Origin of the sequence: Streptococcus loxodontisalivarius (genome assembly GCF_016908645.1) — a bacterium.
In the GTDB taxonomy this organism is placed as follows: Bacteria; Bacillota; Bacilli; order Lactobacillales; family Streptococcaceae; genus Streptococcus; species Streptococcus loxodontisalivarius.
Genome location: NZ_JAFBEH010000004.1, coordinates 1 through 20,496, shown reverse-complemented (window position 1 = coordinate 20,496; position 20,496 = coordinate 1). Strand labels below are relative to the sequence as shown.

Here is a 20,496-nt window from a genome sequence, read left to right as displayed (position 1 = left end):
CATCTTAATCAATAATATCTGTCATGTTCATTTATACTAAAAGAAACTATCACAAACTAAATAATTTGTTTCTCTATTCCTCCGACTTTTTCAACGACAGATTGAAGTCGTAGTCTCGTTTGGTGTAACTCATATCTCTTTTGCTCACTGTACTTCGGTTCATTTCTAAAAAAGGATACAGGTCTGCACTTATAAATAGACCCTGGACTATTGTTAACTTTTGATATTGATTTCAAAAACAGATAATAGTCATAGGCTCCAATTCTCAAATGTAACAGAAAGTCTGCATTAAGTTTAGACCACTCTGGCTTCACATACTCATAAAGGTTAACAAAACAATCCTTCATAACCAATCCAAGCCCAATAAGCTCTGAAGCAGTTGCTCTTCTTAAGAAAGTTTCAAATTTAGGAGACGATGCAACAGAATGATAACTTAATCTTTCTGTGCGAATCATTTCTGGAATACGTTTTGCATCCTTCATACTATTCAGTTTTAACTTATGAAAGCCTGCTATATGTTTAAAGTTATCGTCTCTAAACTCTAGGCTAAGATATTGCTGAATAGCTTTACCAGCTACTGTCTTCTCAAAACTAATTTGAAATTCTCGGTGCTTTAATAATGAATAAGCTAACCACATATTTTTTAACATTTAATCATTTCTCCAAATAAAAATGAGGAGCTGTTTAGACTCCCCATCAGTTGATAAGTTTTTAGATATCTGCTCGTGGTGAAACCTATCCAAACCCAATAAGGCAATAAACAGTTACAAGCAGACCGTAGCTGTCTATTCTGCCAGTACTAGATACAGTTTCCTATACACTAGTAATAGTTGTCTTCTACACTTACTATTGTATCAGAAAAGGAGATATTTGACAAGAAATTTAAATCAAAAACTCAAACAGTTTCTGAAAGGCTAAAGGACGTTTTAGGCTTATTGGATCCACTTCTTCCAGGTCAAAATGAAAGGCATTCATAAGAGTGTTGATTCTAACCATCTCCATTTTATTATTGTTTTTGTAATTTATCAAAAATAATAATAATTTACAATATTTTTGATAAATTACAAAAAAGAATAAGCTAACAAATGCTCATATTGTTAGCTTATTCTTTTATTTTGTTGTGTAGGCAAAACTCATGGCACTATCTGCCGATGAAATCTTACGGAAAGTATAATTAGGATTGCCGTTATAGTTGGTTTCAGAAACGAGGAAAGACCCATCTGGATAAACTTTTTCAACGAAGCTGACGTGTCCATATTGGGCAAATGTACCGTGACTACCTCCCGCAAAGGAGATAATTGCTCCTTCCTTTGGTACTGAACCTGTTTCTCCACCGAGACGAGCTGCGGTTCCAACCCAATCTTGACCATTACCCATCGTAGAAATGATTGGAATCTTCTCCCCATTTCGACCTTTGAGTTTTAAGCCTAGTTGATTGATGCGTGCCGCAACTCCCCAAGTACATTGACCATAGGCATAGCCCATCCCATCGCCACCACCTGGAATTGAGTTCTCATAGAGGTCATTGTGCACGGCTTCAAGTGATTTTGGATCGCTTTGAGCTGTTCCACCATTTGGTTGACTAAAGCCCCTTTCAATCTGGTAGTACCACTCAGTAGCTCTGGTTTGGCGCTCTAATAATTTATCGCCAGAGTTTCCCTCCCAACGTGTCAAAAAGACTTGGGCAAGGCTGGCAGGACTTCCTGTATTTTCTAAAAATGTTTTTAGCCAAGTCGTATAATAAGGGCTATCCCCTTCCATCATAAACTCTAGTTGAAGGTTTAAATCATACCATTTTTGATTTTTTGTTCTAGCATAAGTCAGTAAAAGTGTATGTCTTCTTGAACCATCTGCTGTATCCGTCCATTGCCCAAGTCCTAAACCACGATGAAGAATATTAGGGTAGGCGCCATTATAAATGGCTGGTCCCCCTAAGTCTAGCCAAGTCTCGTCGTCCCAAGAAGAATCACTAGCACCCACAGGTGGCGAGAGGTAATCGCCTTCTGCTCGCTTAGGATTGATAGATGACTCAACAGACCAGTTACCAAGAATCGCCGCAATAGCCTGATGAGTAGCTCCTTTAGCTTTTAAATAGTCATAAATGGTTTTAGCTCTGGCAAATTCATCTCCACCAAATTGACCAATTGTTGGTAAAATGGTGGTTTGCACTTGAATCACTTTTGGAAAGTAAAAGGCAGGATTGACAGTGGTTAGACTTTCTTTATCATCTTGATACTTTTGATAGGTCACTTTGAGACCAGTATCGTCCTTAGTCTGACCAATTACTTCTCCAGCTGAGACGACTTGATTGTTTGCGACACGTCCCGTTGAAATCTGATAAAGGGTCAAGCGGCGTTCACTAGAACCTTGACCAGAAATGAGGACAATATTCTCCCCATCAAGGACTACTTTCCCATCCATTGGGGCTACGATTGTCTGTCCACTCTTTGCCTCTAAAACGATATAAGACTGAAGGCTAGGTTTTCCGTCAATATGATAATAACCGTAGCGATAAGTCATCTGTAAGCTGTCGTCATTGCTTTGTCCCTCAAATGGGTTATCCAACTCCTGAAGACTATCATAGACACCATTTTCACTCAGTTCTGAAAGGTCTGACTTTTCTTCATCTGATAATTTATAATCAGGGTTATTTTGGTACAGATCCTTCATGCTCTTAATAGCAGAGCCTGCATTCAAATCACTCCATAACTGAGATAAGTAGGATTGATAAGTCTCTAAAGACAAATCCATGGCTTGATTTAACTCATAATCTTGATAACGGTAGTTCATATAGACCATCACATCATCAATCTTGGTAAAATAAGTGATTCCAGTCTCATTGGTTCTGGTATGTTCGGCATCTTCCCAAGTCATGTGCTGATAAGCCTTGGTTAACTCAAACTCATCTTGCTGGATTAAACTATTACTGGTAACGCTGATGAAAAATCCCATCATAAGCATGACAAAGAGTAAGATACCTGAGACTAGCCATGTCAGGGGGTTAGATGTAAGTGCCGTAAAGAAGGTTCTAAAGGGTTGAAAAAGCGAGGAAAGCGATTTAAACTGCCTTAAATTTTTTTGTCGTAAAGTCTTCAGATGTTTTTGCTTAAAGCGTCCTTTCTTGAAAGGAGCAGTCAATGCTTTAGAAGTTTTTCTAACCTGTTTGACACTGTTTTTTCCTAGCCTGACACTTGCCTGCCCACTCTTTAAACTGAATCTTCCAGCATCATAGAGAAAACGACTATATCGCTTACTCGCCGCTACCTTATCTTGAATCTCTCTTAGACCATCTAAATCATCATCCTGTGAGACAAGATGAACAAGGTCACGACTAGCTTGTCTTAAAAAACGCTTGCTTTGAGTAGTTGACCGCTTTGAGCCATAAATACGCTTGGACTGCTTTAGATTAGTCTTGGCGTGACTAAGCTCTTTTTCTAATTGCAGCTGCTCAACTGACTTTTGAGATTGCTCCCTAAAAAGGGGAACTTTCCTCAGCGTCCTTTGTCCCTTGAAACTCTGCTTTTCCTTAACACGGAAAGCTTTGAGATTCTGCTTTGCCAAACGATAGCGCTGCTTAGCAGGTTTTAATCGATGAGTCTTATAACTTTTGGCAGAAAAAGCCTTAGGCGGTACCTGTGCTAAATCATCCTTTAGTTGCATCTTTTGCTTATCACGTTCTGTCTGATAGCTCTTTTCTAATAGCTCCTGTTTAGATGAGCTATCTTGTTTTAAGGTCTGATGAAACCTGGCCATGCTCTGTTTATTGTTAAAGGGTTTGAGATAGGTCTCTCCTTTTTGCTTGGCTCGATTTTCTTTCTTCTGAAGGGTTTTCAGGTCACTTCTGAGTTGTCTTTTCGATTTGATGAGGCTTTTCTGATGACTCTTGAGACGTTTTTTAAGGTCTTGTTTACTCTTTAACATGCTTAACTCCTTGTCATCTTGTCAGGATCTGTACTCATGATGTCAAAGAGTTGGGTATGACTTGGGATTTTATTCTTAAAGGGAACAACCGTTGACCCTGCCTTGATTAAGCCTGCACCCTTTTCAGGATTGACGAGGTATTTTTCCAACTCGTTTGAGAGACCAAGCATTCTAACTAATTCTTCTCGGTCATTTTTTGCCTGTTTAAGCAAAATCATAAATTCACTATTGGCAATAATGCGTCTGCCATTGGCATCTAACAAGAGGGTTTCGACATTCTGGGTAATTCCAGTTGGAATAGCACCATACTTACGAACACGACTCCAAAGCTTAAAGAAGAAATCAGACGCATACTTGTCTAAAAGAAGGAGCTGCATTTCGTCAAAATAAATCCACGTCTTCTTACCTAGTTTCTGATTCTTAACCACACGATTCCAAATTTGGTCAAAAACAACCATCAGAGCAATCGGTTTTAATTCCTCTCCAAGTTTTTTGACATTATAAATGAGGAAGTTATTCTCTGCTTTGACGGTCGTTTTATGGGCAAAGATGTTCAGGGAACCTTCCACATACAACTCCATGTCAAGTGCTAGGTCTTTTGCCTCTATTTCAGGTTGTTGAGAGAGTACAAAAACCCATTCCTCAAGTGAAGGTGTCTCGAAATGCTTATAGGTTAAGCGTGTTACACGGTCAATAATTGATTTTTCACGACCATCTATTTTACGGTCAAGGAGTTTTCCTAACCATGACAATAAAAATTCTGACTTCATTTTGATAGGATCTTCATCTTGGGTATCATCTGAGAGGTCCAAAACATTTAGATAGGTTGTCGAGTCTGGGGCTATATCAATTTGAACACCGCCAAAAGCTTGTCCAATCACACCATACTCTGCTTCAGGGTCAACAATGATAATTTCTGTCCCCTCATTTCCCTCTTTTAACTTAGTCGTAATGATTTCATGTTTGGTTGCCATTCCTTTACCAGAGCCTGATGTTCCTAAGATGAGTCCAGACGGAGTGTTTAGTTTCTGACGGTCAATGGTAATAATATTTGATGAAATCTGATTGATACCATAATACTTCCCACCACTATCTTGCAAGTCAACCGAAGTCCAAGGGGAGTTGACAGCGATGTTACTTGTTAAGAGGCTACGTGAGAGACCGTCAAGGAAATTATAGCCAAGGGGCAACAGGCTATTAAAGGCAGCCTCTTGCATGTAAGGGAGACCGTCCACACTCAAATCATGGGCTCCTGCAATCTGTTTGACAGTCCCAACCGCCTCAGAAAGCTCTTCTAGGCTATCTGTAAATAAGCCAATAATAAAGACGGTGTCAAAGAGCTTATCTCCAGTTTGTGTCATGGTTTTGAGGAGTTCTTCTGCCTCGTCAATATTAGACTCAAGCACATGACTAACCTTATCCAAATAGATTCCAGTTCTTGCCATTTTCTGTTGTTCCCCAATTTTTTGTGATTCCATCAAGGTTTTCTTGGTGCGTAACTTCTTCATCGCTTCAGACTTAGAAGAGCCTTTGGCATGGAGACTTAAAAGACACTCTAAGTCAGATTGTATGAGGTCACGGATAAATTTATCTCCTAATTCAATCCCATAATCACGAACATAGAGAATTTGTAGGTAACGGTCATCTATTTCGATGTAATGCTTGTTTTTAAACTGAAGGCTAGTAGGGGCAATGAAATGTCTCGTGCTAAGACCTGAGAGGGTTAAGCTCTTGTAAGTAAAGGGTAAATGGTTTTCTCCTCTAAGCATATCCGCAAGACCATTGACTCGGTCTTGCCCTGTTAAAGCCTCAAAAGAGGCATCTATTTCTGAAAAACCACTCTTGAAAAATTCCCCAACTTGAGATAAGGCACGATAACCTAATTTAGCAGATTGTTCTCTCTTTCCAAAGGTAATGATTTTCTGTGTTGAGAAATTATTCTCTCCGGCATCTAGATTCTGATTCAGGGTTTGGTTTAGTTCCTCACGATAAGGATTATAGGCATCCTCTTGAGACGCATAGAGGACACTTTGTCTGAATTTATCTAGGTTAACCCTTTGATTAAAAATAGTCAGTTGGAAGTTTGTTTGATCATCTAGGGAATTGATTAAATCAGAATAGGTTTCAATCATGGCTCCTTTATCATCTAAACCAACTGTCTGGTAGTTGACATCTCCTAAGAGATAGGATTGAGAAAAATAGTTTGGTGCCACCTGCATGAGGCCATTTTCAAAAATAGCTTGGTAGGATAGGGTATTGGCAGCACTTGGTAGGAGTTCTTGCCTAAGGGCTTGTGCCTCCTTAGAGGCTTTCAATTTCGTTAATCGTTTTTTTCTGAAGGTCATTTTTTTCTTCCTTTCCTGTTAGGGTTCTTAGGGGCTTTGTCAATTCAAAATGAAGACGGTAGCTGAGATAGGTTTCAAAAGGCAGGTCGTTAGGGCGATAGACCCCAAATAACATTAAGGGAATGGTAAAGCAAAAGACAAAACCATAAACAAACCAATCGCCAAACTGCCAGTAGACAAGGTTTAAACCAAGAATCAATAGGGTGATGGCAATAGCAGGTAAGACAAAGATGACTTGTCTTGTGGTAAAGCCTAACCAAGCCCTATGTTGGTATTTTGAAATATCTTTAAAAACACGGGTATTCATTTCTTCTCCTTAATGAAAAAGAGAGAGGGGACACAAGGTCTCCATCTCTCCAAATTTAGTTCAATAGGCACTTACATTCCAAGAATGCTTCGTGCTGTTCGTTGTGACCCTACAAGAGCAATGATAAGTAAGATGGCTTGAACCAAACCACCGAACATCACTGCAAGGGCATTCATGGTTCCTGAACCATTTGAGACGGCAATCTTAGCCGCCGATTCAAAGAGAGGGACAAGGGAAATGATTAAGAATATCAAGATACCTTGTAGTCCATAAACCATGATATTTTTGAGATAACCAATCCCAACACTTCGCCAATCATCGCTAAGAAAGGTTGGAATGGTTAGAGGGGCAAAAGGAATCATTAAATAAAGTTGGATAAAGCGAATCGAAATTAACAGATTGACCAAAGCTGCACTAACCATGCGAACCAACCAAATGAGAATAGCTACAAAACCAACAATCATCTTACCTACGATTCCAGACCCTTTAACAGCCGATAAGGTATCATAGCTTGTCCCTCCTTGACTGACAATGGTCGCAATCTGCTCAATGGCATAAGATGACAGGCCTAAGATAGCCTCAACAATAACACTGGTGTTCGTAATGGCAACCGCAACCATAATATAAGAGACAATGATTGGCGCAATTGCTTCAAGTGTCATAGCCCCACCAGAGTTGGCAATCTTTTTAGCCATTTTAGAAAATTCCAGTATCAAAATAACAGCTAATATAGCGACACCCAAGGGTTGCATGACACTTTTGGTCACAGTTGACATATAAGCCCAAACCGTCGGATTATAGTCAGACAAACTCTTAACCAAATCACTTGTCGCCTTTAAATCAAGTGAAAATCCTTCAAAAAGGTTATCGCTTGAAACTTTTTCGGTCGCAAGAAAAACAAATGAAGGGACATAAGAGAAAAGCATTTGCGCTCACGCCCCTTTCTAAATTGTAATCTGTGTGATAAAAGCTCCTGCGGCACCCACCATTACTCCACCGACAATTTCCATAATGGCATTACGGACACCTGGTCCACCATCTTTGATATTGGTCGCTAGGTTGATGATTCCCATAACCACTAGAAAAGCTCCGACTGCAATCATGCCTTTTTGAAGCAAAGACATGGCTTGAGAAAACATTGAACTGGCATCAACGCCATAAACAAATGAAGTGAGTTTCATGAAAAGTCCTCGATTTCTAATTACTGTTAAACAAAACGTGGATCCTGTGTTAAATCACGGCACTGATAGTCTGACACCTCAAAAGGAGGCTCTCCTTGACCCAAAGGATCGATCTTGTAATCCCACCACCGACTATCTGTATCCTTATCTGCAAGAAGTGACCAATTCTTGTGTTTGGTTGGGAGGTACTTCTTAGCCTTGAAAACAGGTATATTGGCAATCCTTACAAGACATTCATCTCGTTTCATGGTCGCTACTTCATCTGGTGTCATGAGGTCCCTTGCAATTTTTTGATGGGAGAGCGAGCCAGACCCTGTTTGTCCAAAGGAACGACTGGTGTTTCTGACATCTATGGTTTGTTTGCCTAAAAGTCCACTCATGAACTTGAAGGTTTCTTCATCATTCCCACCTAGATACAAGAGACTATCACAGTTACCGAGAATGGTTTTCCAAGCCTCTTTTTCCTTATAAAGCCCTTGAAGTTGGGCAATATTTTGAAGAATGGGCACTAGGCTAATGTTACGTGAGCGCACGGTTGAGGTCGCCTCCGCAAAGTCTGGAATCTCACCGATATTGGCAAATTCGTCCATAGTTAGACGAACATGAATGGGTAACTTTCCCTTATAGTCAAGGTCTGCCTGTCTTGTCAAGGTGGCAAGAACCGTTGAAAAAAAGAGGGCAGATAAAAAGCGAAAGGTCGAATCATTGTCTGGTAGAACCAAATAAACCATTGTTTTTTCTTGTCCCCAAGAGCGAATATCCAAACTATCACGTTTTGTCAAATCCATAACAGATTGGATATTAAAGAGGGCAAACTTGGCTGTGGTTACGGCAATTACCGAATCCAAGGTCTTATCTTTATAATTTTGAAAGTCTGCCCAATTTCGCATGGTAAAGTTATCTGAACCATAGGTCTTTTGGTAATTCTCAAACAAGATGTCAAGGACACTCTTATCCTCATGATCATCTTTAGAAAGGAGTTTTATTAGTTTAGAGATGTCAGAGAATGACGGGTAACGCCCTCGTCTTCTCCGACTGTCCTTTTCATCTTGTCTTGCCTTCTCTTTTTTCTCCCTCTCTTCTCTCGTCAAGCGACTATCCGCTAATAACCCTGCTCTGGTTAAAGGTGGCTGGTAGAAATCAACCAAATAAGAGGCAATAGCCCTTACAAGCGTCATGGATGCCTCATCCCAAAAGGGATCGCTCCGTGAACCATTTCCTTTGGTATTATTAAAATAAACAGTTAGCAGGCGATTCAAATCATTCTCAGTCTCCACATAACGAAAAGGATTGAAGCCATCTGAATTGGTCATGTTCACAAGGTCTAAAACCTTTACCTGATAGCCATTCTCTAAGAAGAGTTTTCCTGTTTTCTCTGCTAGATGGTCTTTGGGATCCACCACGATATTAGAACAGTTCATTTGAATCAGGTTCGGTTTCACATACCTAAAGGTCTTTCCTGAACCAGAACCTCCTATGACAACTAAGTTCTTATTACGGTCATATTGTGGAGGTTTGGGTTCCGTTAGGGTTAAGCCAATGCCTTGAGCTAACAAAATATCTTGGCTAGCATCTTTACTTTTAAAGGCTTTTTTCTCAGCTTGATTGCCAAATCGAGCTGACCCATATTCAGCGCCTTCTCTATAAATCTTCTGACCTGTTGAGAGGTAAAGAAAACCTAAGACAGTGGTAAGAAAACCTAGGAAAAAAGCTAGGAATGACCACTTGGTAAAGTTCACATTGATAGGCTCTTTTTCTAAGGTTAGAGCTATGCCATCAAGGACTTTTGTTAGGCGCTCTAGGGCTAAGCCACTAGAGTCATCATAGAGCAGGGTCAGACGATGGCAGAAATAGCCAAAAGCTAAGCCAAATAGGGTTACTAAAGCAATTTTTCTAGCTCGTGTTGTCATAGCACCATCTCCCTTTCTTTGACAGAAAGATTGTCTTTGACCTTAACCTGCTCTTTAGCCTCTTGAATTTCTTGGTCGAGTGACTTATCCAGTGACAGCTCTTTTAACTTATCAGGTTGTTCCATAAAATGCTTCAAAAGACCTTCCAGATGCTTATCCAAGAGAGACTTATCCTTACTGTAAAAGTAGAGGCTATCTCCTTGCCAAGCAACTGCAATCGGGAACCCTTCTTTTGTGAGTTCTTCTTGTAGTTTCTCTATATCAATGGGTTTATCTTGCAGGTCTTGACTTAGATTGATCTGTTCAATAGCATAAGGACTCTGTAAGAGCTCTTCAAGTTTTTGAACTCCGATTTTATAAGCACTATCTTGAGCAAGACCATATTTGACTGACCATTCTAGTAATTTAATGAAACTTCTAAGGGTAAAGAGAGCCGCTCTTTCTGCGTATTGGATAGCAAGGCGTTCTTGTTGTTCAGAGGACATGGTGATACCCTTTCCCTGTTAGGACAAGCAAGTTGCCTTGACTTCTTCGATAAGCTACTTCTACCTTTTGACACTTAATGGAAGCTATGGCATAAAGCAATTCATGAGAATAGGGTTCCTTGATGGTAACCCTTCGTGGCTTTCCATCAAAGAAAACTAGGCGTTCAAATTCAATACCGTCTCTTTTTAACTTTCCGATTCCCAGATGAATGGGAAAATGGCGTTTTAGTTTGATAGTATAGCCTCCTTGTTGGCCCATTCGTTTGAGGTCACATAAGCGTACCGTTTTCATATGCAGGACTCCTTTGTTTTGTTTTCGCATCGTTTTAGTCTGGTAACGACAAACTCCTTTGGGTTAGTCCAAACCTGACGTTTGACACAGTTTCCTATGCGTTCTTTGAGACACGTCCTCCCATCTGTTTTGTGCCGCTGCCCTTTTGTCAAGGGGAAATTAACTCTCAGTTTCTCCTTACACAGGCACGCTAATCAAAACTGGAGGGGATGAAATTGTCAAAGAACATAAGCCTATTCTACGAAAGACTTCTTGAAACTTTTATCACATCAGTAACAAAAGAAAATATAAAAGGAGGTTCCAAGTGATATGGAGGCTAATCGCTCCTAGTAGGTCAGTTTCTTGTCGCATAAAGCCAAGGATAAGACCTAGACCAAAATAGAGTAAAAAAGAAAGTGAGAGAGACACTTCATGCGCAAAAGCAAAGAAGAAACTTGTCACAAGAAGTCTTCCCCACCTTCCGTTAAGTCTTTCCCAAATCAGTTGTCTATAGAGGCATTCTTCAATCGTTGACGCCAGTATCAGAAACAAGAGAAAAGCATACCAAGGAATAAGATCTTGAAGAAAAAGAAGATTTGACTGATTATGACTGGTACCACTGGTTAAGCCTGTCATTACTAAAGACAAGAGGAACATGGCTAATAGTCCAAGAGCTAAGAAAAGCAACCGTTTCTTCCAACAGCTCGTAAAGAGGTCTCTCCCCCTACTAAAACGATAGATTTCACAAGCAAGATTCAAAAGAAAAAGAACTTGCAAGGTAACTAGGATTTCTTTTCCAATCATTCCTTGAAGGTAAGCCAGTAAGAGATAGTTATTTAGAAAAGGCAAGAGGTAAAAAAGAAAAAGCCGTAACATCACAATCTCCTAAACAAATCTTCATAATCTAAGTCTAGAATACAGACAATCTGTTCCACCCACTGAGACTGGGGGATTCGCTTTTCAGACTTGTAGTGCCTAACCGTTTGGTAAAGACGCTTAAACTCACTAGGATAGACATATTGTCCTTGAAATAGTCGTCTGCACAAGGCCACCAAGGTCATCTCTTTTTCAATCAAAATTAGGGTTAAGTTATCCCAAAAACGTTCTCCCATATTCTCCTCCTAGCTTTTTGACAAGCCAAGCTGTTTCCAGTAAAGATGTACCTTAACAGACCTTGGGATAAAGGTTCGTAGGTCATCAGGCTTAACAGCAGGATAAACGTGGTTACGATAGACAATTAAGGGAAGACGCAAACTTTTTGAAGGCTGTTGGGCTACAAGGGTAATCAAAGCCATCAGACTTAGCGTGTCACGGCGTTTGTAAGTGAGATAGGATGGGCTTAATATTTCAAAACAATCACTTGTCACTTCAAAAAGTGACAACACTTCTGCTTGACCAATCTCTTCAACACCGTGTGCCTGATAGGAAACACCATAGGCATCTAGCTGCTCAAGGAGGGCTTGGTTTTGAGCGACTTTATGACTAAGATAAATCTGTAACATGTTCAACACCTTTTTCCTTTTCCGTCTCCTTTGAAACGCCAAAAACACGAGCCATATCAATTGGTAAGTGGGATTCATTCCAAGATTTGATGGTAATCAGACTCTTTAAAATGTCATCTTCGCCATTTACCGTATAGTGTTGACCATAGGCTAAAAAGGCAAGTTCCTTATCTGTTGTCACAAAGGCATCAACACCATTTTTAATATCTTGATTTTCCACAAAATCAAGGGCACGATGAAGATTTGACTCATAAAATAAGGGGAAATTGACCTTTTTATGGTAGTCGTCTTCAAAGGTTACCGTAATATCACAGTCATAGTTCGGCAAGTCCAATAGGGTCAGAGAAATTTTCTCCATTTCTGCTTGATGAATCCTTGTCTCTAGTTCATCGCAATCTAAGATACTTTTACAATTGAGTGGTGTCATTTTCTGTCTCCTTTTCTTCGATTTCTTTTAATGCCCTCGCAATGACTTCAATAACCGTCACACTAACACTATTACCAGCTTGTTTATATAATTGGCTCTTACTGGAAACACTCTCAGCTTTCTCATAAGCCCAGTCAGGAAAGCCCTGAAGTCGGAAGCATTCTCTAGGTGTTAAGCGTCTAATCTTTAAGCGATAGAGTTTATCGCCAACTAAAAGCCCGGCCACCTGATACCATTTTCCTTGACGCTCCTCCAAGGCTGCCACGACCACTCCTACTTGACCTGATGTGGTCAGGGTATGTGAAAGCCCTTTTCCAACTCGTCCTCTTCTGCTGTCTGAATTTGGGTAAGACAAATTGATGGCATCTCCTACATAAGCCTTTTGAAAGCCTTGTTTCGTAGCCTCTTTTATTTTGAGATGGGGCATCTCTTTTTTGAGCAGAACTTTAGGAATTTTATCGCCACCTTGCATTGTAGTTAAGGTAGGCGATAGCCCAGCTATATCATAAACACGTCCAGTTTGTTCAAAACTGGATGGAATAGTTCCTGCCACAAGCACCCCATGCCTATCTTGGCTAGTTAGGGTAAACATGGGGTCTTGATTTTCCTTAAAACGTCTCCCATTTTGTCTCTTATGAGGTCGATTAGGTGTTAGAACTGGGATAGCAATCTTTGGTCCCTCCCCTTTTCCTCTCGTTAAGGTAGGTGATAAGCCTGTTGAAAGATAGACCTCTCCATTCATACCATTACCTGATGGGTTAATATTGCCTAAGGACTTTAGTCTTTGAGAATTAGCTGCATAGCTTTCTCTTCTGAGAGGAAAAAGGAACTTGGGACGATAGGCTCTAGAATGTCCGATAAGGAAGACCCTTTCCCTGTTTTGAGGTAGGCCGAAATCTTTACTGTTAAGGACTTGCCATTCGACATCATACCCCAACTCATCCAGCGTGGCGAGGATTGTTCTAAACGTCCTGCCCTTGTCGTGACTGAGTAAGCCCTTGACATTCTCAAGAAAGAGAAAACGTGGTTTGATTTGTTTGGCCGCTCGAGCAATTTCGAAGAAAAGAGTTCCTCTAGTATCTTCAAATCCCAATCGTCTGCCGGCGAGTGAAAATGCTTGACAAGGGAATCCGCCACAGATGACGTCCACCTTGCCTCTGAATTGTTTAAATTCTTGGTCTGTAATTTGTTTAATGTCATGGTATTCCATTTCTCCTTTCAGGTTGTACATGGCTTGGTAAGACTGTCTCGCAAACTTATCAATCTCACAATAAGCTAAACAGGTATGTCCAGCAGCTTCCATTCCCATCCGAAAGCCACCAATACCTGCAAATAAATCCATAAAATACATTATTTCCTCCTTTTTGGGCAAGAACAAATGGCTTCACTCACTGAGGGTAAAACCATTTGTTAAATATGATCATCCATTTGGGGCGCACGCTTTAACTCAATAAAAAAGATTATCAGCGATACTAGAATAATAGCTAGAAATAACCACCACATCTCAATCACCTCCTTTCAGATGTAGCTTTCGAATCTTTTGATTCCACTCGGCAAGAATGCCATTAAAGACATATTCCGCAATCTTCTCAGCTGACTTAGCGTAGGTCATGTGTTCAAGAGCATAGCTATAACGCTCTTCAAAGCTCATCATTGCTATATCAGCATTTGATTGCGACATGTCTTTTCGCAAGCGCTCATAGACCAGATCCCAAATGTAGTCCTGATCATAAGGACTAACTTTTTCAACTTTACGAGCCATTAGTTTCTCTTGAGATTGAGGAGCTTTTATCTCCTCATCCTCCTCTGAAGAAAAATGCCTCCCTTTAGTTTCACTATATTCAGTCTCACTATATTCAGTTTCACTAGGGGCTGAATTTAAGACCGGCCCCGTCTGATTTTCAGACTCCCCTAGTCTTTTTTGAACACCTCCCCCGTCTGAATTTGAGACTGGGGGTATCTCATGTTCCAACTCTCCCAAATATATCTTATTGGCCAAGCGTCCTTTTTTACTGGAAGACTGTTGAACTTCATCAATCAAGCCAAACTCTCGTAAGGTTTTCTTTATCGTCAGCAATTTTGACTTAGAGCAGCCTAGCAGAGCCATTAGTTTGGAATTGGAATATACTAAATAAATTGCGCCATCTTCATCAATCCAACCTCTACTCAGAGATAGCTCCAAACGGTCTTTTAGGACAGCATAAGCTACCTTAACCTCCAACTTCATATCCTTATACCGATCACTCTCAAATAAGAGTTTAGGGAGCTTATAATAACGCTCAGATGTTTGAAATTGACTAGCCGTAATACGTTTCATGATTGTCCCTCCAATACTAATAAACTAACATTTCCAAAATCATCAAATTGAAGCAAACCTTCCTTTTCCAAGTCAGCTACTAGCAGACTCGCCTCAATGGTTTCAATGCCCATAATCGTCATAAGATGATTCATCACAAGCTGTCGTGATGACATTCCTTCATGTTCCATAATTTTTCCTCCTGAAAATAAAAAAGCGAGAACACTTATTAAAATGTTCTCGTAAACTTTGATATATCTAATCTTTGTGTCTTCCACAGACAGGCGAGATAAAAACGCTAACTTCTATCTCTTTTTTTTGGACTTTTTTTAGTCCTCCTTGACCATCTGGAACAAATACAAAGTGCTTAAAAAACTGCATGAAATCAAGGATTTTCAGCATTCCTTCTTTTGTAGTTTCACTACTGCCTCCGTCCTTGCTGTATGCGGAAACATATCAACTGACTGTATATACTCTACATTATAGACCTTGGCTAATTTAACCAAATCACGTGCCAAGGTCGATGTATTACAGGAAACATAGACCATTTTTTCTGGCTTGTATTTGAGAACGGTCGCTAGTAACTTGTCATCCAAGCCTGTTCTTGGTGGATCCACGATTAAGCCGTCGGCACGATAGCCTTCTTCATACCACTTAGGGATGATGTCTTCTGCCTTTCCTGCCTCGTAGTAGGTGTTGGCAAAGCCCATAGCTGCGCTGTTTTTCTTAGCATCCTCGATAGCCTCTGGAATAATATCCATACCGCGCACGCTTTTTACCTTAGCAGCAAAAGCAAATCCAATAGTCCCCACACCGCAATAGGCATCGATGATATGATCATCCACACCAACATCCAGAGCCTTACGAGCCTGATTATAAAGCACCTGAGTCTGTTCAGGATTGAGCTGATAAAAGGCTCTCGGTGACAAAGCAAAGCTATAATCAAGCACAGACTCCTCTATACTATCCTGTCCCCAGAGAATTTCAGTCTTGTCACCATAGATGTCACTGGTTTTACTAGTATTAAGATTAAGAGCGATAGTCTTAATCTCAGGAAATGTCGCAGTCAGCTCCTTGATAAGCTTAGTCAGAGCAAGCTCACGACTGGTCACAAAAATCAACTGTACCTGATTGCTAGACTGTCCCTTACGAATCATAACAGTCCTCATACCAGCAATCTTGCGTTCATTGTAGATAGGAATCTTGTATTTATCCAAGAGATGTGTGACTTTGTTAATGATTTTTTGCGTCAGCTGATCCTGTACATAGCAGTCCTCGATAGCAACTAAACGATGGGAACCTTCTGCATAGAGTCCTGCTTTAACACTTCCACCAAAAGAGCGTGTCTGAAACTGCAGCTTGGCACGGTAGTGCTGAGGCTTTTCCATACCCAAAGTATGACGAATCTCATAATCTTCATAGCCCTCTGGCTTAAACTTTTTGAGTGCCTGTCTGATGATATCATCCTTGTGATCCAGCTGCTTATCATAGCGTAGGTCCATGAGCTGACAGCCACCACACTCCTCATAGATAGCACAGTCTGGAGCCACACGAAACTTAGACGACTTATTGATTTTGAGAAGCCTTGCCTCTACAAAATTTCGCTTAACAGACGTCACCTGACAAAAGACATCCTCACCCTTAAGCGCACCCGGCACAAAGACCAGCGTTTTCTTATAAAAACCAATCCCTTCACCGTTTATACCCATACGTTTAATTTTCAGAGGAATCCTCTGTTTGACTTGTAAATTCATTATTTTTTAAAAATAGCTCCCGCTTCTTTCAATTTAGTCAATTTGACCTTACCGATACCTGGTATAGCTAGTATCTCTTCCTCTGTCCAGTCCGCAAAGTCTTGCAATCTAAAGATCCCACAGTAACTAAGTTCTCGTCTCATCTTGTCAGTCACAAAGTCCAACTCTTCTAACATGACTTCCTCTTCCAAAGCAATCTCATTAAAATGATTGATCAGATAAGAGTGAACAAAACCATAAGCTGTCAATAAAATTGGTAAAACACGGGAAAAAGAGAAATAAAGACTATCTAAGCTTCTAGATGATACCATTTCTAAATTCACAGCCTCCATAATTTGAGGCAGTGGGAAGGTATCCTCATCTAAAAATGCCGTAAAATAAGGATTTACCTCTAGTAGTTGACTAACATAAGTTCGGCAGGAAGGAATATCATCTGCCAAGAGACTTGCCACAAAGAGCAAGACCAATTCCTGTTCATCCAAAACTTCCTTGTCAGCAACCATGGCCTCAACCTCATCATAACGGTGCAACAAAATCAGCACAGCCATGACTTCATAATAGGCACCGACTTGGTCGGCTTTATCAAGCTCTAGCAGTTCTTGAAAATGGCTGAGCGCTTGTATGTAAAGACCATTTTGCTTACAAAAAAGTCCCAAGGCAAACTTGTTCTTAAAATAATCAAGCTGACTATCTTCATGCCAATAGCAAAAGTTTGCCTTATCTTCCTCATCACCTGAAGTAAGAGCACGATAGACAGGATAGAGCTCATCTATCTCAGCAGATGCCTCCTGATCATAATGTTCTTGACCAAAAGCCAAATCATCATAATAGTCATCTAACTCTTCATCTGTCATATCCAAAAGAGACTCTAAAAAATCCTCTTCAAGAAACTTCTCATGGCGATAATGATTTAGGTCAATCACCTTATTCTCATCAGTCATACTAATCACTCCCTTTAATGATAGTTCAATACCTCTATTCTACCATTTTTGATATAATAAAAACTATGAAAATCACCAAAATCGAAAAGAAAAAAAGACTCTATCTTCTAGAAATAGATGAGACCGAAAAACTTTACGTAACAGAGGATACTATCGTCCGTTATTTCCTTTCAAAAGGGATGACCCTAGATGATAAAACCTTAGAAGAGATTAAAAATTTTGCCCAATATTCTCACGGGAAAAACCTAGCACTCTACTATATTTCCTTTAAACAAAGAACGGAGAAAGAAGTCAAAGACTATCTCTTTCAGCATGAAATTGAAGCAAGAATCATCTACAAGGTACTAGATAATCTGAGAGAAGATAAGTGGCTTGACGATCAAAAATACGCTGAGTCCTTTATCAATCAAAATCTCTCTACTGGAGACAAAGGTCCCCATGTCCTATCACAAAAATTACTAGAAAAAGGGATTTCAAAAGAAATCATCACTCAAGTTCTAGGAGATAATGATTTTGAAAACTTACTAGAAAAGCAAGCTAAAAAGCTTCTCAAAAAATATAGCCATAAACTCCCAGCTAGAGCCCTAAAAGATAAAGTTGCTCAATCACTACAAAACAAGGGATTTCATTATACTGATATTCAAGGCTACCTAAACCAACTTGATATTGAAAAAGATGAAGAGCTTGAAGAGGACCTACTTCTCAAGGAAATTGACAAAGTTTATCGAAAGTATCAGAAAAAATATGACGGCTACGACTTAAAACAAAGAATGACACAAGCCCTTATGCGTAAAGGCTTTGACTATTCGGAAATCAAAGCAAACTTGAGAGAATATTTCTAAAAGCTTAGGAAAAGTAATGTTTTTTTCTGAAAATTGTGATAAAATAACTACGATAACCTTTATTGTAGAAAGTTGGTAACCAAATGAAATTACCAAAGGAAGGCGACTTTATTACAATTCAAAGTTATAAACATGATGGTAGTTTACACCGTACATGGCGTGATACTATGGTATTAAAGACAACTGAAAATGCGGTTATCGGAGTTAACGATCACACACTAGTAACAGAACACGACGGCAGACGTTGGGTCACAAGAGAACCAGCAATTGTGTATTTTCACAAAAAATATTGGTTCAATATTATTGCCATGATTAGAGACAATGGAGTCTCTTACTACTGCAACCTTGCAAGCCCCTACGTCATGGATCAGGAAGCGCTAAAGTATATAGACTATGACCTTGATGTCAAAGTCTTTGCAGATGGCGAAAAAAAATTACTAGACGTTGATGAATATGAACTACACAAACTTCAAATGTCATATTCACCAGAAATTGACTTTATCCTAAAAGAAAATGTCAAAATCCTGGTTGATTGGATTAACAATGGTAAAGGACCATTTTCACAATCGTATGTTAACATCTGGTATAAACGATATCTTGAATTAAAAAGAAGATAAAGTTGTCAAACTAAAAGCCCAGTCTAGAATGAGTAGATAGGGCTTTTTATATTCCTTTCAAATAAAAAGGGCTCTATAATTTCTATAGTGGGTAAATCCACCATGGAGATTGTAGGGCTTTTTGAGTATAAAAAAAGTCCCACATGACTTATAATGAAAAGCAACCAATCACAAAGTCTTTTATGCCAAATTAGATTATGATGCTCCGCAATGTCCAAATTGCCAAGGTGTCATGGCTAAGTATGACTTTCAGAAGCCCTGCAAGATTCCTTACCTCGAAATGGTTGGCTACAAGGTTCTCATCCACCTTAAAAAGCGTCGTTTCAAGTGTAAGGCTTGCGGGAAAATGGCTGTCGCTAAGACTTCACTTGTTCGAGAGAACCATCAAATTCCCAATATTGTCAATCTCAAAATCACGAAGAAACTCATGAGCCGTGAAGCTATGTCCAACATTGCTAGTGACCTTGCAGTCTCTGTTTCGACTGTCTATCGTCAGCTGAATCGTTTTGAAAGTAAGACTGATCTAAGTCGCTTACCTGAGACAATGTCATGGGATGAGTATGCCTTCAAGAAGGGCAAGATGAGCTTTATCGCTCAGGATTACGATTCTAACAAGATTATTGCTATCCTCGACGGACGCAGAAACCATTTCCTACGCTATTCTCACAAGGTTCGCAGTCGTGTTAAAGTCATTACCATGGACATGTTCAGCCCTTACTATGAGCTCGCTAAGAGCTTATTTCCTAAAGCCAAAATTGTTCTTGACCGCTTCCATATTGTTCAGAATTTATCTCGTGCTATGAATAAATTACGTGTCCAAATCATGAACCAATTTGACCGTAAATCTCACGAATACAAGGCTTTGAAGCGCTACTGGAAGCTTATACAGCAGGATAGCCGTAAGCTTTCTAGCAAGCGATTTTATCGTCCTACTTTCCGCATGCACTTGACCAATAAGGAGATTGTGCAGCGCCTTTTAAGCTACTCTGATGCGCTAAAGAAACATTACGAACTTTATCAGCTTCTTCTTTTCCATTTTCAAGAAAAGAATTCTCAAACCTTTTTTGACCTCATTCAAGAAAACAAAAAGACTGTCGATCCGCTATTTCAGACCGTTTTCAAGACTTTCATCAAGGATAAAAAGAAGATCATCAACGCATTGGAACTGCCTTATTCTAATGCTAAACTTGAAGCAACAAATAACCTCATCAAAGTGATTAAGCGTAATGCTTTTGGATTTCGAAACTTTGAAAATTTCAAAAAACGGATTCTTCTCGCTTTGAACGCAACAAAAGAGAGAACCATTTTGATTCTCTCTCGTGCTTAGTTATTAGGCTCTATAATTTCTGTAGTGGGTAAATCCACCAAGGAGATTGTAGGGCTTTTTGAATGTAGAAAAAAAGTCCCACATGACTTATAATGAAAAGCGCTAAACTATAACATTAGAAAGATTCATATGGAACAAGTAGATTATATCAAAGACTCGCTCGATATTAAAGACCCTAACATCACTTTTGAAAAAGATTTTGACAAATTTCCAACTCACAGAGAATATCACGCCAAATTAGATTATGATGCGCCGCAATGTCCTAGCTGCCAAGCTGACATGGCTAAGTACGATTTCCAGAAGCCATGCAAGATTCCTTACCTCGAAATGGTGGGCTACAAGATCCTTATCCGTCTCAAAAAGCGCCGTT

At 39.7% G+C, this 20,496-nt stretch carries 20 protein-coding genes and 2 pseudogenes; 4 read left to right on the top strand and 18 right to left on the bottom strand.

What is annotated here, in order from left to right; all coding sequences use genetic code 11:
- Positions 1-56: 56 nt before the first annotated feature.
- The 18 genes and pseudogenes from JOC28_RS01660 to JOC28_RS01575 all read right to left on the bottom strand — a co-directional run bounded on the left by JOC28_RS01660 (position 57) and on the right by JOC28_RS01575 (position 17,340).
- The gene (locus tag JOC28_RS01660) at positions 57-650 is read right to left on the bottom strand and encodes a PBECR4 domain-containing protein (RefSeq protein ID WP_205008911.1); all 594 of its coding nucleotides are present in this window, start codon (positions 648-650) and stop codon (positions 57-59) included.
- 460 nt (positions 651-1,110) lie between these two features.
- The gene (locus JOC28_RS01655) at positions 1,111-3,921 is read right to left on the bottom strand and encodes a phage tail tip lysozyme (RefSeq protein ID WP_205008910.1); all 2,811 of its coding nucleotides are present in this window, start codon (positions 3,919-3,921) and stop codon (positions 1,111-1,113) included.
- Positions 3,922-3,923: 2 nt separating this feature from the next.
- Positions 3,924-6,203 (bottom strand): annotated as a pseudogene (locus tag JOC28_RS01650) (VirB4-like conjugal transfer ATPase, CD1110 family); the annotation flags it as partial.
- 19 nt (positions 6,204-6,222) lie between these two features.
- Entirely contained in the window at positions 6,223-6,573 is a 351-nt protein-coding gene (locus JOC28_RS01645; protein ID WP_205008908.1) for a PrgI family protein, read from the bottom strand.
- Between the two features lie 71 nt (positions 6,574-6,644).
- A complete protein-coding gene (locus JOC28_RS01640; protein WP_205008907.1) occupies positions 6,645-7,499 on the bottom strand; it encodes a VirB6/TrbL-like conjugal transfer protein, CD1112 family in 855 nt (284 codons plus the stop codon).
- A gap of 18 nt (positions 7,500-7,517) precedes the next feature.
- Positions 7,518-7,754, bottom strand: coding sequence for a hypothetical protein (locus tag JOC28_RS01635; protein ID WP_205008906.1), 237 nt, complete (start codon positions 7,752-7,754; stop codon positions 7,518-7,520).
- 26 nt (positions 7,755-7,780) lie between these two features.
- Positions 7,781-9,664, bottom strand: a complete 1,884-nt coding sequence (locus tag JOC28_RS01630) for a VirD4-like conjugal transfer protein, CD1115 family (RefSeq protein ID WP_205008905.1) — start codon at positions 9,662-9,664, stop codon at positions 7,781-7,783.
- Positions 9,661-10,149 (bottom strand): hypothetical protein, encoded by a 489-nt coding sequence (locus tag JOC28_RS01625; protein WP_205008904.1) that lies wholly within the window; start codon positions 10,147-10,149, stop codon positions 9,661-9,663. Before JOC28_RS01625 ends, JOC28_RS01630 begins: the two co-directional genes overlap by 4 nt.
- Positions 10,139-10,441: a hypothetical protein gene (locus JOC28_RS01620; protein ID WP_205008903.1), complete on the bottom strand. Its 303-nt coding sequence runs from the start codon at positions 10,439-10,441 to the stop codon at positions 10,139-10,141. Before JOC28_RS01620 ends, JOC28_RS01625 begins: the two co-directional genes overlap by 11 nt.
- Before the next feature lie 264 nt (positions 10,442-10,705).
- Positions 10,706-11,296, bottom strand: coding sequence for a CPBP family intramembrane glutamic endopeptidase (locus tag JOC28_RS01615; RefSeq protein ID WP_205008902.1), 591 nt, complete (start codon positions 11,294-11,296; stop codon positions 10,706-10,708).
- Positions 11,296-11,532, bottom strand: coding sequence for a transcriptional regulator (locus tag JOC28_RS01610; RefSeq protein WP_205008901.1), 237 nt, complete (start codon positions 11,530-11,532; stop codon positions 11,296-11,298). Before JOC28_RS01610 ends, JOC28_RS01615 begins: the two co-directional genes overlap by 1 nt.
- Positions 11,533-11,541: 9 nt before the next feature.
- The gene (locus JOC28_RS01605) at positions 11,542-11,922 is read right to left on the bottom strand and encodes a thioredoxin domain-containing protein (RefSeq protein ID WP_205008900.1); all 381 of its coding nucleotides are present in this window, start codon (positions 11,920-11,922) and stop codon (positions 11,542-11,544) included.
- Entirely contained in the window at positions 11,903-12,349 is a 447-nt protein-coding gene (locus JOC28_RS01600; protein ID WP_205008899.1) for a hypothetical protein, read from the bottom strand. The genes JOC28_RS01605 and JOC28_RS01600 overlap by 20 nt, the downstream gene beginning before the upstream one ends.
- Complete coding sequence (dcm, locus tag JOC28_RS01595) at positions 12,330-13,700, bottom strand: DNA (cytosine-5-)-methyltransferase (protein WP_205008898.1); 1,371 nt, start codon at positions 13,698-13,700, stop codon at positions 12,330-12,332. Before dcm ends, JOC28_RS01600 begins: the two co-directional genes overlap by 20 nt.
- 153 nt (positions 13,701-13,853) lie before the next feature.
- On the bottom strand, positions 13,854-14,666 hold the full coding sequence (locus JOC28_RS01590) for a replication initiator protein A (protein ID WP_205008897.1): 813 nt from the start codon (positions 14,664-14,666) through the stop codon (positions 13,854-13,856).
- On the bottom strand, positions 14,663-14,836 hold the full coding sequence (locus JOC28_RS01585) for a hypothetical protein (RefSeq protein ID WP_205008896.1): 174 nt from the start codon (positions 14,834-14,836) through the stop codon (positions 14,663-14,665). The genes JOC28_RS01590 and JOC28_RS01585 overlap by 4 nt, the downstream gene beginning before the upstream one ends.
- 204 nt (positions 14,837-15,040) lie before the next feature.
- Entirely contained in the window at positions 15,041-16,399 is a 1,359-nt protein-coding gene (gene rlmD / locus JOC28_RS01580) for a 23S rRNA (uracil(1939)-C(5))-methyltransferase RlmD (protein WP_205008895.1), read from the bottom strand.
- Positions 16,399-17,340, bottom strand: a complete 942-nt coding sequence (locus JOC28_RS01575) for a helix-hairpin-helix domain-containing protein (protein ID WP_205008894.1) — start codon at positions 17,338-17,340, stop codon at positions 16,399-16,401. The genes rlmD and JOC28_RS01575 overlap by 1 nt, the downstream gene beginning before the upstream one ends.
- 65 nt (positions 17,341-17,405) lie before the next feature.
- Here JOC28_RS01575 and recX point away from each other — a divergent pair, with 65 nt between their 5' ends.
- The 4 genes and pseudogenes from recX to JOC28_RS01555 form a co-directional block, all read left to right on the top strand.
- Complete coding sequence (gene recX / locus JOC28_RS01570; protein ID WP_205008893.1) at positions 17,406-18,182, top strand: recombination regulator RecX; 777 nt, start codon at positions 17,406-17,408, stop codon at positions 18,180-18,182.
- An 83-nt stretch (positions 18,183-18,265) separates the two neighbouring features.
- A complete protein-coding gene (gene ntdP / locus JOC28_RS01565; protein ID WP_205008892.1) occupies positions 18,266-18,799 on the top strand; it encodes a nucleoside tri-diphosphate phosphatase in 534 nt (177 codons plus the stop codon).
- A gap of 169 nt (positions 18,800-18,968) precedes the next feature.
- Positions 18,969-20,126: pseudogene (locus JOC28_RS01560) on the top strand (ISL3 family transposase); the annotation flags it as partial.
- Positions 20,127-20,255: 129 nt separating this feature from the next.
- A partial coding sequence (locus JOC28_RS01555) for a transposase family protein (protein WP_205008891.1) occupies positions 20,256-20,496 on the top strand: 241 nt, incomplete at its 3' end.